Raw genomic sequence first — 15,024 nt, forward strand, 5'->3', positions numbered from 1 at the left:
TTGTTGAAAGGGCGCGAATGATGTCAAAGGTCTTGCTGACTGGCGCGACGGGTTTTCTGGGGCATCACGTTTTGCCGGTGCTGGAGGAAACCTATGGCACGGATGCAGTTATTGCTGTGGGCTCCGCTGCCGGTGACCTGACCGAACCTTCGGTCTGCAGAAAGCTGGTGCAGGAGGTTAAGCCTGAAATCGTTGTGCACCTGGCGGCCTATTCGGGTGGCATCGGGGCCAACAAGGCGTTCCCGGCCGACTTTTATCACATTAACACCCTGCTGACCGCGAACATGTTTCGCGCGGCCGCGGAGGCAGGCGTTAAAAAATTGGTCTATCCAATGGGGGGCTGCGCTTACCCGGCGGATGCCGTGTCGCCTATTGGCGAAGCGCAGCTTTTCCGTGGCTATCCGCAGGCGGAAAGCGCAGGCTATTCCATGGCGAAAGCAATGGGCGTGGTGGCGGCACGCAGTTATCAGCAGCAATACGGTATGCGCTCTGTCGTTATGATCCCCGGCAATATGTACGGCGAGTTTGATAACTTCCGTGAAAACGAAAGCCACGTTGTGCCCGCAATGGTGCGCCGCTTTTATGAAGCGATGAAAGCCGGTGTGGATGAGGTGACCATGTGGGGTACCGGCTCGCCCGAGCGGGATTTTGTCTATGCCGCAGATGTGGCCGCGACATTCCCCTACTTTCTGGAAGAATATGATGGGCAAGGGCCAATCAATATATCAAGCGGCACACGCGTCAGCATCCGCGAGCTGACTGAGATGATCGTGGATATTACCGGCTTCAAGGGCGCGGTGAAATGGGACACCACGAAACCCGATGGTCAGAAGGTGAAGATTTTCGACACACAGCTCATGGCTGCAGAGGGGCTTACTTGCTCCACCAGCTTGCGTCAGGGCCTTGAGAATACCATCGAATGGTTTGCGGCAAATTATGAAGCCGGTCCAGGCATTATCCGACTGTAGGGGCGTGGCATGATTTTCATCCTAGGCGGTGATGGGTTTATCGGATCGGCCTATGCGCGGGCACTTGGGACGCGCGGGGAAGATTATGCCGTCATCAATCGCAGCAATTATGCCTCTTTTGTTGGCCAAGGCTGTGACGTTCTGATCAACGCGAATGGCAACTCTAAAAAATTCCTCTCCGCGCGGGATCCTGTATGGGATTTTGATGCCTCCGTCACGTCGGTGGTTCGGTCGCTCCATGACTTCAAGGTGGGCAAATATGTCTATCTTTCGTCAGGTGATGTGTATGAGCAAACCCATGAACCTGCGCTGTCGCGTGAGGATGTTACCATCGACCCCGCGCGCCTGAGCGTTTATGGCCGTCATAAATTTTTTGCAGAAGCTTATGTGCGGGCAGCAGGTGTGCCGTGGCTGGTGGTGCGGCAAAGCGGCTTTGTTGGCACCGGCCTCAAGAAAAACGCCATCTTCGACATGATGTATAACCAGAAGGTTTGGCTGTCGCGCACCAGTAACCTTCAGTTCAACTCGGTCGACCGGTCGGCGGAGCAGGTGCTGGCACTAATCGCCAAAGGCTATGCAGATGAAACGGTCAATGTCTCGGCGCCGGGCACGGTGAATATCGGCGATATCTACGACCACATAGGCAGCAAGAGCGAATTTGAACCGGGCGCGTCCGAAATCCAATATGAACTGAGTACGGAAAAATTGCGCGCGATGCTTGGCACGGAACTGGCAACCAGTGCGGCATGTGTGCAAGAATTTCTGGATGAACGATCCTGATGGCGGTGGCATCCATCCAATGAGAATTGAAACGAGAAAATGACAAAAGTATTGATCACTGGCGGTGGCGGATACATCGGGGCGCAACTTGTGCCCATCCTGCTGGAACGCGGCTATGATGTGACCGTCATTGATACATTTGCCCACCGGGTAAATTCCCTTGGGCATGTTTGTCACGATGACAGACTTGAGATTGTACGTGGTGACGCGCGGGACGAAGCCTTGGTCAGCGCGCACCTCAAGGACATGGATGTGGTTATTCCACTGGCTGCGCTTGTCGGCGCGCCGCTATGCGACCGTGAACCGCTTTCGGCGCAGTCCATCAATGTGGATGCGGTCAAGATGCTGGTGTCGCGACTTTCAAAGGACCAACAGGTTATTTTCCCTGTGACCAACAGTGGTTATGGTGTGGGGGAACAGGGGGCATTCTGTACGGAAGAAAGTCCGCTTCGGCCGATCAGCCTCTATGGCCGCACAAAAGTGGAAGCCGAGAAAATTGTCATGGCGCACGAGAATGCCATCTCGTTCCGGCTTGCGACCGTGTTTGGCATGTCGTCCCGCATGCGCATCGACCTTCTGGTCAATGACTTCTGCTACAGGGCGTGCCGCGACCGAACCATCGTGATTTTTGAGGGCCACTTCAAACGCAACTACATCCATGTGCGCGACGTGGCGCTTGGCTTCTTGCATGGGCTTGATAACTTCAGCACGATGCGCGGTGAAGTCTACAATATGGGGCTTAGTAGCGCGAACCTGTCCAAGCTTGAGCTGGCCACCAAAATCAAGGAACAGGTGCCGTCACTGGTCTATATCGAGGCCGAGACCGGCGAAGACCCCGACAAGCGCGACTATATCGTTTCCAATGACAAGCTGGAGGCGACCGGCTGGCGGCCCGCCTACTCGCTGGAGCAGGGTATCAAGGAACTGGTGAAGGGCTACCAGATGCTTCGCAACGAGGTCTATTCAAACATTTGATGCCAAACGCGCTCCATACCACTACTGAGGAAGCAATGGCATGGCTGCTGGGGCACGCGTGCCCGCTTTGGTTCGGCGTCGGTATAGATGCCGGGGGCGGCTATCCTCATGACCAACTTGACGTAACATTGCTGCCAGCCACGGATTATGTACGCACCCGCGTTGTAGCGCGGCAGATTTATTCCGTATTGAAATGCCGCATGCTCGCAGGTGATGCAGACAAGTGGCAATCAGTGCTTTCGGGACTGAAGCGATACCTTCTGGAAGAGTGCCGTAATGAAGACGGTACATTCTGTTTTCAGAGCTGGCCTGCGAGCGGCCGCCGCGACACGGTGGTCGACAATTATGATCAGGCCTTTGCGCTCTATGCCCTTGCGCTCCTGAACGCTGCTGAGCCTGACACGGTTCTTAGAAGATATGCGCAGGACCTTCTGCGCCGTCTTCATGAGATCCGCGGCGCCGAGCCGTATGGCTTCCATGAAAATGACGAGCGCAGTGGCAATTTGCTCACGAACCCCCACATGCACATGTTTGAAGCCTTGCTGGCGTGGGCTGAAAGTGATGTGGATGGGATATGGCGCCGTGAGCTAGATGGGTTGGCGGCACTGTTTTTTGAGCGCCTTTACAATGCCGAGAATGGTTTTGTGACTGAGTGTTTCGACACAGGCTGGATGCCTGCAACAGGCATGCGCGGTGACGTGGTGGAGCCTGGACACCAGTTTGAATGGGCGACGCTTATGGGCAGGTATTTCACCTTGACCGGTAGCGCACGGCTGGATCTCGGTGATTTTTACCGACGTGCTCTTAAAGCCGGTGTGCCTGATGGTGGCTCGTTTGTACGCAGCGCGCTGAATACGAAAGGCGACTGTACCGACGCGCGCGCAAGGCTTTGGCCGCATACCGAATGGTTGAAGGCTGCACTGATGATGGCGCGGCGGGATGCAGGCAATCGCGCAGCTTATGAGGCAGATGCCCTAAGGGCTTGGCAGGGGCTGAAATCCTTCCTGAATCATGAAGTAGCGGGGCTTTGGTACGACTGGCGGGCGCCGGATGGTAGTTTTACTCATGAACCCGCGCGGGCCAGCAGCATGTATCACATTGTTGGTGCGATAGAGGCGATGGCGGCCTACCAGAGCCGGGGAGGTGATCGGTGAGTTTGGCGACGCGGACACGGCAGGCAGCAGTCCTGGTCGGCGGCAAAGGTACGAGGCTTGGCGCTTTGACCCGTGCGACGCCGAAACCCTTGATGGAAATTCGCCCCGGGGTGGTTTTCCTGGATATTCTTTTGCAGGAGCTGATACGCCAAGGCTTTGACGATATTATTCTGCTTGCCGGTTACCTCGGCGAGCAGCTGTGTGCGCGCTACGCGCAGAAATTTAGCGATCAGGCGCAAATCCGTGTCGTGATCGAAGACCAGCCGCTTGGCACAGCCGGTGCGGTGCGTAATGCGGCTTCCCTTCTTGGCGAGCATTTCCTGCTCCTGAACGGGGACACGTTTTTCTCCTTCAACTATCGCGCACTGGAACGGCAACTGACACATTCCTCGGACGCAGATATTGCTATGGCACTATGCCATGTCGACGACTGTCGCCGCTATGGCAGCGTTATGCTGGACGGTGAAACGGTATTGGGTTTCCGCGAGAAAGCAGACGTGGGCACCAGCGATACCGTGACTGACGGCTGGATCAACGCTGGGGCTTATTTCTGCAGCCGCCGGGTGCTCGATATGGTGGCTGAAGGTGAGAATGTCTCCCTTGAGACCGCCTTAATGCCGGCGCTGGTGGCCAAGCGTCGTGTGCTCGCAACTGGTGGGCATGGCTATTTCATCGATATCGGCCTGCCCGAAACCCTTGAGCGCTGCCAAAGGGAATATGATGCTATTGTCCGGCGCCCGGCGCTGTTTCTGGACCGTGACGGCACCATCAATATCGATAAGGGTTACACTCATAGGGCCGAAGATTTCGTGACCATACCGGGTGCCATGGCACTTATCCGCTACTTCTGTGATGCAGGGTGGCATGTGTTTATTGTCACCAACCAAGCGGGTATTGCCAAAGGGCACTATCAGCTCACCGATATGGAAAATTTCCATGAACATTTGAAAGACTATAGCGTCTCTAATGCTGGCGCTTTCATTCAGGATGTGCGTCACTGCCCATATCACGCAGATGCCGTGGTGCCTGAGCTCAAGGTTGCTGATCACCCTGACCGCAAACCAAACCCGGGAATGATTGAAAGTCTTATTGCCGATTGGCCGGTGGATTTGGCCCGCTCCTTGCTAATTGGTGATATGCCGTCAGATATTGCTGCCGGTGAAGCTGCGGGTGTCAGGTCGCTGATGTTTGAAGGGGAAGATTTGTGGGTGTTTGCCAAAGAGGCTGGAGTTGTGACGGGGGAACGGCCTGATGTTTCTGACTAGAACACCCGTGCGGGTTAGCCTGTTCGGTGGCGGCACCGACTACCCTGAATATTTTCAACGTCGGCCCGGCGCCGTTATCGGCATGACCATCAACCGCTATATCAATATTGCCGCCATTCGGCTGACCAATATCCAAGAGTATCGCTACCGTCTCAGCTATTCAAAGCTTGAGCTACCTAGTCGGGTGGAGGACATCAAACACCCAGTCGTGCGCGAGGTGTTGAAGTATTTTGGTTACGAGAAACCGCTTGATATCAGCGTGATGTCTGACTTGCCGGGCTCCGGTAGTGGCCTTGGTTCCTCGTCCGCATTTACCGTAGGCTTTCTCAAGCTTGTGCATGCGCTGACAGATACACCTTCCACCAAGATCGATCTCGCGCGCACCGCAATCATGGTTGAGCGTGAGCTCCTAAAGGAAAATGTAGGGGTGCAGGACCAGTTGCACGCCTCCTTTGGCGGGATCAACCGGTTCGATTTTGGCGCGGACAGTATCCAGATCACCCCAATCCAGCTATCGGCAGACACTTTGATTGCTCTCAACCAGTCGATGCTTCTGATCCACACCGGTATCGTTCGCCGAGCCACCGATGTGATTGAGGAGCAGATAGAACTTACCAAAACCGAGAAGCTAGACCGTGACCTGCATCATCTTTTCGAGATGGTAGAGGCGGGTACGAACTGTCTTCAGTCAGGCACTTCCGTTTGCCTGCGTGAGGTCGGCAGCATGCTCAATGAAAGCTGGAAGATCAAACGTTCGCTCTCGGGCGCGATCTCAAACGCGCGGATTGATGAACTGTACGCTGTGTTGATGGAAGAAGGCGCGTACGGTGCCAAGCTCTGCGGCGCAGGTGGCGGCGGCTTCATGCTCGCGCTGGGTGATCCGTCTGCCCTCATCCGCATTCAGGAGCGGCTTAAAGGCAAGGCCGAAACCTTACCCATCAGTCTTGATACCGAAGGCTCTCGGGTGCTGTTGCACGATTGATCCGGAGCGAGGCTATTACTTGCCCCTTAAGCTTTCGGTGAAGGTGTCAAAACGCTCCACAAACCCCTTCCGGCCCTGACAATTGACGAGCAGGGGTGCCAGTTTGGGATGTGAACGGAAAGCGGGCACATCAAATACGGTATGCTTGCCTGCCAGGATATCGCGGTAAGCTTGCACCATCTCAGGCGCGCCGGGCCTGCCCATGAGGTCGCGGAGCGTATCATCGGGCGTGATCTGATGCCCTTCTATCCACGCAAGCAACAGCCTGTTCATCTGGAACACGGTACCGTCAAGCTCTACATAAGGCCCGACACACGGAGCTGTGTCGCCTTCGCGGCTCGCGGATATGGGCGGTAACATTTTGGCCATCACGGCATCATAGTGCGCGGGGTTACAAAGCGTGTCGAAGTTCTGCGCGGAGGTTTCCGCCGCCTCTTCGCGCCGGTCGCGACTGGCGAGCAGGTCTTTGATATGCGTCGCCAATGCCTCACCTGTCTCGGCAATCCTTAAGCTCGTGTCCGTGGTTCCGATACCGCGCAATGCGGTGCTGGTCATGACCACAGGGATGCCGTGCGCGAGGGCCTCAAAGGCTTTCACGGCTGCGCCTGCGCCATCCCAAATGGGCAAAATGGCAATACGAGCAGCAGCGTACAGAGGTTCAAGGTTTTCGACCGGGCCGATGTAATGAACATGCGGCAGATCGCCAAGGTCTTGCGCGAGGGCAGCAAAATCGATGGTGCCGGCCACAACAAGATTAACTTTTTTAGCCATCAGGAACGGGATGTAACTTTCGCGTAGGAACCGGCGCAGCCCGTCCGCGTTTGGCTTGTGGTTTGAGCTGACAAACAGCAGGTCGATCTTTGATGTCTCGAGCAGCAGTTCGCTCGGGCAGCGGTTGTCGAGCACATTATGCCAGCGCAGAGCAGGGTTCGCGGGCTCGGCCGCAGCGATCAGCTCGGCAGCGTTCCTTACGCCGACAAGATCAAGATAATCGCGGGTTACGCGGCTCGGGAAACAGCCCGTTTTGTGTACGGGGATGTCAGGCAAAGCGTCGCGCAGGGTTTTGGCCTCACTTTCGCTCAGGGAGATGAGCGCGTCGCAGCGTGCCAGCTCCTCACATTCCATTTGCCAGTCGCGTGAACCAAGCTGGCGGTTGCCATATATGGCGCGTTGCTGGCTCTGGATATCGTGTGTCTCGCAGATGACCGGGATGCCATCAAGGCCAAGCGCGTCAATCACCGGCCGTCGCGTAATGTAGTTCAACAGGATTTTATCGGGGCGGTGGTTTCTCAGGTATTTGAGCGTTTCGCTTGAATAATCAAACCGCTCGGACTGGCGCAGGTCAAATTTGATGGAGAATTTGACGCCCTGCCACACTTCGCCAAGGCGCGCGTCGGGCGTGTCAGACAGTGCGCTGCTCTGGAAGGCGTACATAACTTTCTCGACACCATAGGGCGCGAGCGATTTGTTGAGCGCGTGAATGGTGGCCTGCTTTTCCTTGTAGCCCGCAAGCTGGGGTACAAGGAACAGTACCGATATCCGGTATCCTTGCCGTGCGAGGTAGGACAGTTGCGCGTTGACAATACGCCGCGCCCCGTTCGGAAAAGCAGCAGCTCCGCCTTCAGCAATAACCAGTACATGGTTGTTGGCACTGTGCTCTCGTGACGTGGGCGCGGCAGGTTCACGCGTGAGCAGCTCTTGCAGGAAATAAGAAGCCGTGGCCTTCGCCTGTACCGCCGCCTTGATGGCTTCAGCGCCGGCTTTCAGGCGCGGGTAGTCGAGCACCGCCTTTTTGATCGCCTCAGACAGTTGATCCATGTCCTCAACGATGATCGCATGGTCCGGTGTAACCTGGCCTGCCATCCATGTACCTGCAGTGACAATGACCGGCTTGCCTGCCGCCATGGCCTCAATCAGGATGCCTGAGCTGCGGCGCACATAATTGCGCTGGGCATAGGAAATCAGCACCACGTCGGCGCGTGCAATATGGTCATAGTAGGCATCTGAATCGAGTTTTTCGAACAGAAGGGATACTTTGTCTGACGGCATGGCCTTCAGGGCCTGGCGCGCCGCGTCAATGCCTTCCTCGCCGTTGCCGAAATTGAAGTTTGACTGCAAGGTGAAGCGCACCCTGCCGTCAAGCGCGGGGTCGGAGAGGCATTTGCCCACTGCGTCTGGCAGGAACTGGTAATTTTTCTCCCGCCGCGCGTCACCTACATACGCCACATTGAGGGGACGACTGGTGTCGCCCGCTGTCGGTTCATTTTTATCCAGCTGTTCAAGCAGGCAGGACAGGTTGAACGGAATGGGCGCTGTATGGAACGGCAGTCCAGTCAGTGCATGGAAGCGGGCGGACAATTCTTCGGTGTCGCTATGGAAAATGACACGTTTTTTCAGCCAGTGGCTTGCGCGGATATGCTCAAAAAACGGGCGGAAAACCGAAAAGTCGCGTGCCAGACTTTCAGGGTCGTAGCGCAGGAGAACATGGAAAATGATCCCCTCGGACGCCGGTGCAAGCTCGCAGACATATTTGAGGAATGTCTTGAGCTCCTCGTCACCGATGGTGTGGATGAACACACGGTCACCTGCCTTGGCCCCCGTTTCATAAAGGGTGTTGCACAGGTCGAAGGAAAACATGCCGGAGCGCCAGAACTGCGGAGGCTGCCACTGGGCCTGAAGCCAGGTGAAGTGGAACGACGGCACAACCTCAACGCCGGGAATATCGAAACCGTCCTTGAATCGGATGTTGGACAGGATGGTCACGTCGTGCCCTGCCTCCGTAGCGGCCTCGGCAATTTCCTTGGTGTAGTTATAGTAGTGGCCGCCCACATCCAGGGCGTTTTGCTCGACGATGTAAAATCTACTCATGCTGTCTGGCGCCTTTTGTTTCTAATCTGCGTGAAGACAGTGTCTATCTTGCTGGCAATTTCCTGCCTGATCAGGCGGTAAACCTCTTCCGACAGCGCGGTAAGGGGCTGCAATTTTTCGCGATTGTCGGCGAGGGCTACAAGCCCGTCAAGCACGGCGCGCTGACTGTCGCACTGATGCAGTGCGCCATTCACGGGTAGGCCATCGGCGGCGTCGCGGGTCATGATCACCGGTGTCGAGAATGACATGGCTTCAATCGCCTTGATCTTGATGCCGGTGCTGAATTCGAACGGGATGAAAACAACATCGACCTGATTGTAGAAATCAGCCAACTCACCGACGCGGCCAAGCAGCTTCACATTGGTTAGTTCAGATGACCAGCGGTCGCATATTTTGCCGGCAATAATGAATTCCCAGTCGCTGCGTGCCGCGACTTCATCGCCAAAACGGTTGAAAAACCGGTCGATATTCGTGCAGTTGACAGCGTTTTCGCTGCCGATGAAGCCAATACGCAATTTGCCGTCAGTGGCGGCTATTAAATCCCGCTTTGTCGGTACACCTGCATGGCCGATGGTCACCACTTCTGTGCTGGTTAATTTGCGAAAGTCCTCCGCCTCGTTTTCCTTTACCGCGACAACGAGGTCTGCACGGTCAAACGCCTTCCCTTCGCCTTCCGGCGTGGTGTAAAAATAGTCGGGCTTAAGTGACTGCGCAGTAAGCATTTTATGCCGATCAGAAAATTTGTCATGGGTATAGAGGATCTTGAAGGTGCTCTCAGGCACAATTTCCAGAACCTTGGATAGAAAGACATAGTGACAGACGACAGCGTCCATGCGCACACCCTTGCACCACCAACGCACAGCCGTTTCAATGTCGTCATACCAGATGCAGTCAATGTCCATACCATCAGGGTTGGGGGTGAACCCCAGCTTTTCCTTCGGTGGGATGACATGAAAAATATCCCAGCAATCTGACATCGCCATATGCTCGCGCGGACTGAAGCCGCCATACCATTCAGTCGGCACATAAAGGAAATGGATGCGCGCGCCGCGGTCCGCAAACTCTTTGGTGAATGCGTAAACCCCTTTTCTGTTCCCTTGATCCTGAGGATGCGAAGGTGTCGGGGTTAGCACAAGGATTTCCAAGTCAGTCTCCAATGAAAAAGGATGCCCGGCGGGTAATTGCCAAGATAGTATAGATGTTTAACTATTGCAGCAAGCAACGCGCGGCGACAGGGGAACCGACGTTGGCTCCGCCTCGCTGGCGCACTATTTGCTTCAATGTCACATCGGCAATATGTGGCTTTGCGGTTGTCATCCTTGCCGCTAGAGTAAAAAAGCGTTCACGCGCGAACAGAAGGGTTTCTTGGACGTTGACATCTCTCATCTGCATCAGTCACGGCAAATCAGGCACCACGTTCCTCGATACCGTTTTCCGGTACCGCACCAATGTGGCCGTGTCGAAAGGCGAGAAGGAAATCAAATATTTCAACCAGCCGGATGTCTCGCTCGCGGGATATGCAGAGAAATTTGGCCTGGCTGAAGCGGATTTCTACAAGGAAGGCTTTCTGTCGTTTGAAGCCAGCCCGCCTTATGTCACCAACCAGGGCAAGGAACATATTCGCCGCGTTTTGAACCGGATAAAGGACACAGTGCCAGATCCACGTATCCTGATTGCTGTCAGGAACCCGGCGGAGCGCGCTGTGTCGCACTATGCGCACACGCTTTATGAGGTAAGCCAGCGGGGCTACCCGCCGCGCTATCATGGCCTTGATATCAATCATGCGGGATATCCGCAGAATGCTGAACTGAAGCGCCAGATTGTCGAAAATCCGTTTTCCTTGAATTTCGAAGAGGCGCTACAAGACCAGCGCTTGTGCTACAGTAGCTATGCGGACGCCTATGAGTTGGCGCTTGAGACATTTGGCGACGAGCGCATCAGTTTTTTTGCGATGGAGCGGGACTGTGCCGACTTCACGGTTTTCCTCGATCAGCTGCAGCGCGAGCTCGCGATAGAATTCGATTATGACAGCAGCGTGCTGCCAGTGGCGCTGCCCGGCCGCGGGGTGCCATACTACCTTTATGGTGGCCTTGAGGGCCTCGCCTTTGAGCTGGACGGTGTGCAGGGCCGCCTATTGCCGCGCCAGCTTTTGATTGTGCGCAGCGACCCTGCGCTGCTGCTTGATGACGTCTCTGCGGAGGAATATGAACGCCTCGAAGCTGCCCGCGCAAGCTGGACAACATCGCTAAGCCATGATCAGGTAGCCAGTGCATATGACACCTTCCTCAGGGACGACTTTGAACGCTTTCTGGACCTTTATCGTGCTCATCACCGAGAACAGTCGCTGCTGGAGCTATATGGGAATATGGCGTTCAGGGAAAAGCGCATTAAACCTGCCCGGTTTGAGGGCGAGCTTGTGAACACATACCGGGAGAGGGGTGTCGTCGGTGCCTAGTGACGTGCAGGAAAAGTGGCTGATGCCTGTGGATGAAGAATCCTTTGTTGCGGTACGGCAGGCGTTTTCCAAACGCTGCCCCGAAAAAGTGCCGGGGGCACTTGGACCGAAAGAGCGGGTTTACCTCTACTATGCAGCAAAAGAACTGTTTGAAGGTCGTGGCGCGATGGTGGAGCTGGGGGCTTTTCTTGGCGCGTCCAGCCAGGCACTGATGGGTGGCCTGACCGATAACCCGTGCGCCGCAGCTTCAAGCAGCAAACTCCACACCTTTGATATTTTCTATTATGACGACAGCTGGGGACAGCAGGAGATCACCAAGCTCTATAATATCGTCAGCGGGCAGCCGTTCCTCGATAAATATCGCGAAAACCTGGCGCCTTTCATCGACCGTATCGTCATTCACCAGACCGATATCCTGAAGGTAAGCGGCTTCGATGAAGGGATAGAGTTGCTGTTTGTCGATGTCGCGAAAACAGAAGAAATACTGGTGCATATCTCCGATGTTTTTCTGCCACAGCTTCAGGTGGGTGGCTATTGCCTCAATCAGGATTTCTTCATGACGGGGCTATCCTACATCAAATCCTTCACCGAATTTTTCGCCGACTATTTCGAGTTTTTTGATCCCGGCTGCGATGCCACACTGGTGATGCGGCTGGTCAAGAAGTGGGATGTCTCGCCTGACAGAATGCGGGACTATATCGCGTTGTCCCTGGAAGATAAAATGTCCCTTCACAAGCGCCTGAATACACGCTTTGGCGGGGACCGACAGCAAGTGCTGGGCGAAAGCCTCAAGAATATGTCGGCACCGTTTGTAACAGAGAAGATGATCAACCATGGTCGCTGAATGCCTGAGGGCCCTTTATATTGCCCGCAATCGTGACATGGGTGCGATAGGTCGCGCCTTTGAAGATGCGATTGAAGTGGCCTATCGCGCCGTCCTAAAGCCCGGCGACCACGCGGTTGACCTTGGCTCACATTGGGGCCGGCACACATGGCCGATGGTGGAATGTGTTGGGCCAGAAGGGCGTGTGCACGCGTTTGAAGCCATCAACCGGCTTTATGTGCGAACCATTCTGGAAGGTCGCCGACGGGGTGCGGAGAATGTTGATTTCTACAATATTGCTGTTGCCCATGAGGAGAGACGAATTACGTTTTCCGAGTTTCGAGAGAATGAAGCCTACAGTGGCATTGTCGCCCGGCAGGATCTGGCGGATGATGTCGCCGCCAAGCGTCAGGATATCGAGCTGCTTGCATGCCGGTTGGATGATATTCTAGCGAATGATTTGCCGGTGCGTTTTGTCAAAGCGGATATCGAAGGCGGCGAATTTGATGCTTTCCGCGGCGCTTCTCGCCTGATTGCTACCCAGCGCCCCATTATTGCGTTCGAGAGCGGGCGTGAAAAATCGGCGCAACTTTACGGCTATTCCGCAGACGACTTCTTCGGCTTCTTCGAAGCGCTTGGCTACAGGATTTTTGATATCGGCGGCGAGTTGATGGACAGGGAATATTGGTCCAAGCCGAACCTAACGTGGAGCTATTATGCTGTGCCAGAGGAAGACGAGGCTTTCCCCGCACAGCTTCCGGACTTTGTGGCGGCAATTACCTGATCACATCTGGGCGTGGACCGCAGCGCTGCAGTGATCGAAGCCTGGCACCTGTTCCGGTTTGATGGCACCGAAGGCGCGCAGGTTCTCGTAAGAACGGCTTACAAAATCATGCAAATCAAGGGTTTCGTGACCAGCTGTGATGGCTGTTGTCCAGTGCATGGAGCCCTCCACGCCCAGCTGTGCCGCAATCTCCGGATAGACCGGCCAACTGGCAGGCTTGGGGAAGATGCACTCAGCCCTGCTTGCGAGTTCTTGTTTCTCGGGTGTGCCTGCCGGTAGTAGTCCGTGCGATGACAGTAGCGCCCAGACGATGTCAAAATACACGTGCTTCATGCCGTGATTGGGCAGGAACAGAAATGGCCCTTCCTGCTTCCACTCTTCAATCATGTCACTGATGTTGATGCCTGTGCCGTCGAAGTCAGCCGCAACAGTTTTCAGTTCCTGATCATAGGCGTTGAAATAACCGGTTGCCGCATAGACATCCTCATGGAAACACGCTTCAGCCTGCTGCTCATCAAGCCCCTCTATGAAGGCGGTCGCGATAATGCGCGAATAGATCACACCTTCTTTGCCAAGGACTGATGGTGGGCCGCCAAAAAGCTGAATAACGTCCGGCTGCAGGCCGCGAAACAAAAAGGGCGGGATAGACAAAACCTGCGTGTGTGGGCCGACCTCAAGGAAAGTGTGCTCGGTCGGTGTTGCCCCAACCAGAAAATCGGCTTCCTTCATGAAGTCTGCAAACGCCTCTTTGCGTTCGGTCGTCAGCCATTTTTCGGCGACATCAAGGCGCGCGCCGCGGATATCTGCATCGGGAAAGACCAGCTTGAGGTTGTTGACATACGCAAGTGTCGCGCAGTTTGAGACAACAAGGATTTTCATGCTCAGAACCCGATACTTTCCATGGACTGCTCGTCATCGCAAATCACATTGCGGTCGTCGGCGGCGAACAGGCTTCCGGCGTCTTGCGGTGCGGTTTTGAAATAGCCTGCCTCGAATGTGCGCATCACGTGGGCAATGCCCACCTCGCTTACGGTGCGCCGGTTGGCGTCATAGTAGCTTTCTGGCCAGTAAGGTGCAGTGATGATCTCGTATGAGGGGAAATAGCTGACGTCTTCAAGCTTCGACGCCAGTTCCCCCGCTACCGCCCGCAGCACTGACTTGCTGTAGGTGGTGGCCGCGAGAACATGGTCGTCCGTATAGGTCGCGGTCAGCGGCACGGGCGAGACTGTCAGCATGATCTTGAGAGCAGGGTTGAGGCCTCGTATCAGCGCAATGGCATCGGCCATGGCTTCATATGTTGCTGCAAAATCCTGATTGTCGAACATGGTGGCAGGCAAGCTGCCGTCTTCCACGACCGTCGCGGGTGCCACAGGGTAAGCGGCGCCCGTTGCGGCCGCGCGCCAGCATTCTGTCAGGCCCAGTGTGAATACAAAGACGGTTGCGTCACGGAACATGCGCATCACGGCGTCAAGGTGTGCTTTGCGGGCGTTTACCAGATCTTCGAGGCTCACATATCCTGCGGGCTCGATATACGGCCGGTAGAGGTCGATGTATCTTGCCTTTGCAACAGCGTAGGTGTCACCGTGATCCTCGGGTATATCTGACTGGCCGTTGGCGCGTTCGATAAGCTGCTTGAGCTGCAGCGGGGTATAGATATTGCCGTAGTTGGCTGAGAACAACGGCTGGTCCTCACGTTGCTCTTCAACCTGCAGGAAGTGCATCAGGCCAGCGCGTTTGATGTGTTTGGCAACATTCTGCGCGAAACAACTTCCGGCCGTTGCAACCCGGTCGTCGGCGCTGAGTGCAAAAGCGTTTTGAGGAGCGAGTGTCAGTGCATCGTGCGCGCATTTGCCCACCGATGGTTTCCAGAAGCTCGTCTCAGGTTTGGCTTTGTAGGGGTTGCTCATGGTTCGCTCGTGCTTTCAGTTCGCAATGTGCAGAAATCCTAGCAATTCTGATGCCAGTGTAGG

At 55.4% G+C, this 15,024-nt stretch carries 13 protein-coding genes; 9 read left to right on the forward strand and 4 right to left on the reverse strand.

The window, feature by feature from the left end; translation table 11 throughout:
• The first annotated feature begins 17 nt into the window (after positions 1 to 17).
• From B150_RS0113520 to B150_RS0113545, 6 genes are read left to right on the forward strand one after another with little or no spacing between them, the layout of a single operon-like run.
• Positions 18 to 968: an NAD-dependent epimerase/dehydratase family protein gene (locus B150_RS0113520; RefSeq protein WP_020400473.1), complete on the forward strand. Its 951-nt coding sequence runs from the start codon at positions 18 to 20 to the stop codon at positions 966 to 968.
• 9 nt (positions 969 to 977) lie between these two features.
• Positions 978 to 1,748, forward strand: coding sequence for an NAD-dependent epimerase/dehydratase family protein (locus B150_RS0113525; protein ID WP_020400474.1), 771 nt, complete (start codon positions 978 to 980; stop codon positions 1,746 to 1,748).
• Between the two features lie 39 nt (positions 1,749 to 1,787).
• Entirely contained in the window at positions 1,788 to 2,723 is a 936-nt protein-coding gene (locus B150_RS0113530; RefSeq protein ID WP_020400475.1) for an NAD-dependent epimerase/dehydratase family protein, read from the forward strand.
• 35 nt (positions 2,724 to 2,758) lie between these two features.
• Positions 2,759 to 3,877 (forward strand): AGE family epimerase/isomerase, encoded by a 1,119-nt coding sequence (locus B150_RS21100; protein ID WP_020400476.1) that lies wholly within the window; start codon positions 2,759 to 2,761, stop codon positions 3,875 to 3,877.
• A complete protein-coding gene (locus tag B150_RS21105) occupies positions 3,874 to 5,142 on the forward strand; it encodes an HAD-IIIA family hydrolase (RefSeq protein ID WP_020400477.1) in 1,269 nt (422 codons plus the stop codon). The genes B150_RS21100 and B150_RS21105 overlap by 4 nt, the downstream gene beginning before the upstream one ends.
• The gene (locus B150_RS0113545; protein WP_025896731.1) at positions 5,129 to 6,124 is read left to right on the forward strand and encodes a GHMP family kinase ATP-binding protein; all 996 of its coding nucleotides are present in this window, start codon (positions 5,129 to 5,131) and stop codon (positions 6,122 to 6,124) included. Before B150_RS21105 ends, B150_RS0113545 begins: the two co-directional genes overlap by 14 nt.
• Positions 6,125 to 6,139: 15 nt before the next feature.
• Here B150_RS0113545 and B150_RS0113550 read toward each other — a convergent pair whose 3' ends face one another.
• Positions 6,140 to 8,992 (reverse strand): glycosyltransferase, encoded by a 2,853-nt coding sequence (locus B150_RS0113550; protein ID WP_020400479.1) that lies wholly within the window; start codon positions 8,990 to 8,992, stop codon positions 6,140 to 6,142.
• The gene (locus B150_RS21110) at positions 8,989 to 10,137 is read right to left on the reverse strand and encodes a glycosyltransferase (protein WP_020400480.1); all 1,149 of its coding nucleotides are present in this window, start codon (positions 10,135 to 10,137) and stop codon (positions 8,989 to 8,991) included. The genes B150_RS0113550 and B150_RS21110 overlap by 4 nt, the downstream gene beginning before the upstream one ends.
• A gap of 227 nt (positions 10,138 to 10,364) precedes the next feature.
• Between B150_RS21110 and B150_RS0113560 the strand changes: the two genes are divergently transcribed.
• The 3 genes from B150_RS0113560 to B150_RS0113570 are packed head-to-tail and all read left to right on the forward strand — an operon-like array spanning position 10,365 to position 13,054.
• Positions 10,365 to 11,447 (forward strand): sulfotransferase domain-containing protein, encoded by a 1,083-nt coding sequence (locus tag B150_RS0113560; RefSeq protein WP_020400481.1) that lies wholly within the window; start codon positions 10,365 to 10,367, stop codon positions 11,445 to 11,447.
• On the forward strand, positions 11,440 to 12,291 hold the full coding sequence (locus B150_RS0113565; RefSeq protein ID WP_020400482.1) for a hypothetical protein: 852 nt from the start codon (positions 11,440 to 11,442) through the stop codon (positions 12,289 to 12,291). Before B150_RS0113560 ends, B150_RS0113565 begins: the two co-directional genes overlap by 8 nt.
• A gap of 37 nt (positions 12,292 to 12,328) precedes the next feature.
• Complete coding sequence (locus B150_RS0113570; RefSeq protein ID WP_162139704.1) at positions 12,329 to 13,054, forward strand: FkbM family methyltransferase; 726 nt, start codon at positions 12,329 to 12,331, stop codon at positions 13,052 to 13,054.
• Here B150_RS0113570 and B150_RS0113575 read toward each other — a convergent pair whose 3' ends face one another.
• Together B150_RS0113575 and B150_RS0113580 are read right to left on the reverse strand one after the other, a co-directional pair.
• Positions 13,055 to 13,933, reverse strand: coding sequence for a WcbI family polysaccharide biosynthesis putative acetyltransferase (locus B150_RS0113575; protein WP_020400484.1), 879 nt, complete (start codon positions 13,931 to 13,933; stop codon positions 13,055 to 13,057). It lies immediately after the preceding gene.
• Between the two features lie 2 nt (positions 13,934 to 13,935).
• The gene (locus B150_RS0113580) at positions 13,936 to 14,961 is read right to left on the reverse strand and encodes a GSCFA domain-containing protein (RefSeq protein WP_020400485.1); all 1,026 of its coding nucleotides are present in this window, start codon (positions 14,959 to 14,961) and stop codon (positions 13,936 to 13,938) included.
• Positions 14,962 to 15,024 lie beyond the last annotated feature (63 nt).

Origin of the sequence: Kordiimonas gwangyangensis DSM 19435 = JCM 12864, assembly GCF_000375545.1 — a bacterium.
Lineage (GTDB): Bacteria > Pseudomonadota > Alphaproteobacteria > Sphingomonadales > Kordiimonadaceae > Kordiimonas > Kordiimonas gwangyangensis.

Excerpts from the sequence above, each read along its gene's own strand:
- B150_RS0113520 (WP_020400473.1), top strand. The coding sequence starts at position 18 with ATGATGTCAAAGGTCTTGCTGACTGGCGCGACGGGTTTTCTGGGGCAT.
- B150_RS0113525 (WP_020400474.1), top strand. The coding sequence starts at position 978 with ATGATTTTCATCCTAGGCGGTGATGGGTTTATCGGATCGGCCTATGCG.
- B150_RS0113530 (WP_020400475.1), top strand. The coding sequence starts at position 1,788 with ATGACAAAAGTATTGATCACTGGCGGTGGCGGATACATCGGGGCGCAA.
- B150_RS21100 (WP_020400476.1), top strand. The coding sequence starts at position 2,759 with ATGGCATGGCTGCTGGGGCACGCGTGCCCGCTTTGGTTCGGCGTCGGT.
- B150_RS0113545 (WP_025896731.1), top strand. The coding sequence starts at position 5,129 with ATGTTTCTGACTAGAACACCCGTGCGGGTTAGCCTGTTCGGTGGCGGC.
- B150_RS0113550 (WP_020400479.1), bottom strand. The coding sequence starts at position 8,992 with ATGAGTAGATTTTACATCGTCGAGCAAAACGCCCTGGATGTGGGCGGC.
- B150_RS0113570 (WP_162139704.1), top strand. The coding sequence starts at position 12,329 with ATGGGTGCGATAGGTCGCGCCTTTGAAGATGCGATTGAAGTGGCCTAT.
- B150_RS0113575 (WP_020400484.1), bottom strand. The coding sequence starts at position 13,933 with ATGAAAATCCTTGTTGTCTCAAACTGCGCGACACTTGCGTATGTCAAC.
- B150_RS0113580 (WP_020400485.1), bottom strand. The coding sequence starts at position 14,961 with ATGAGCAACCCCTACAAAGCCAAACCTGAGACGAGCTTCTGGAAACCA.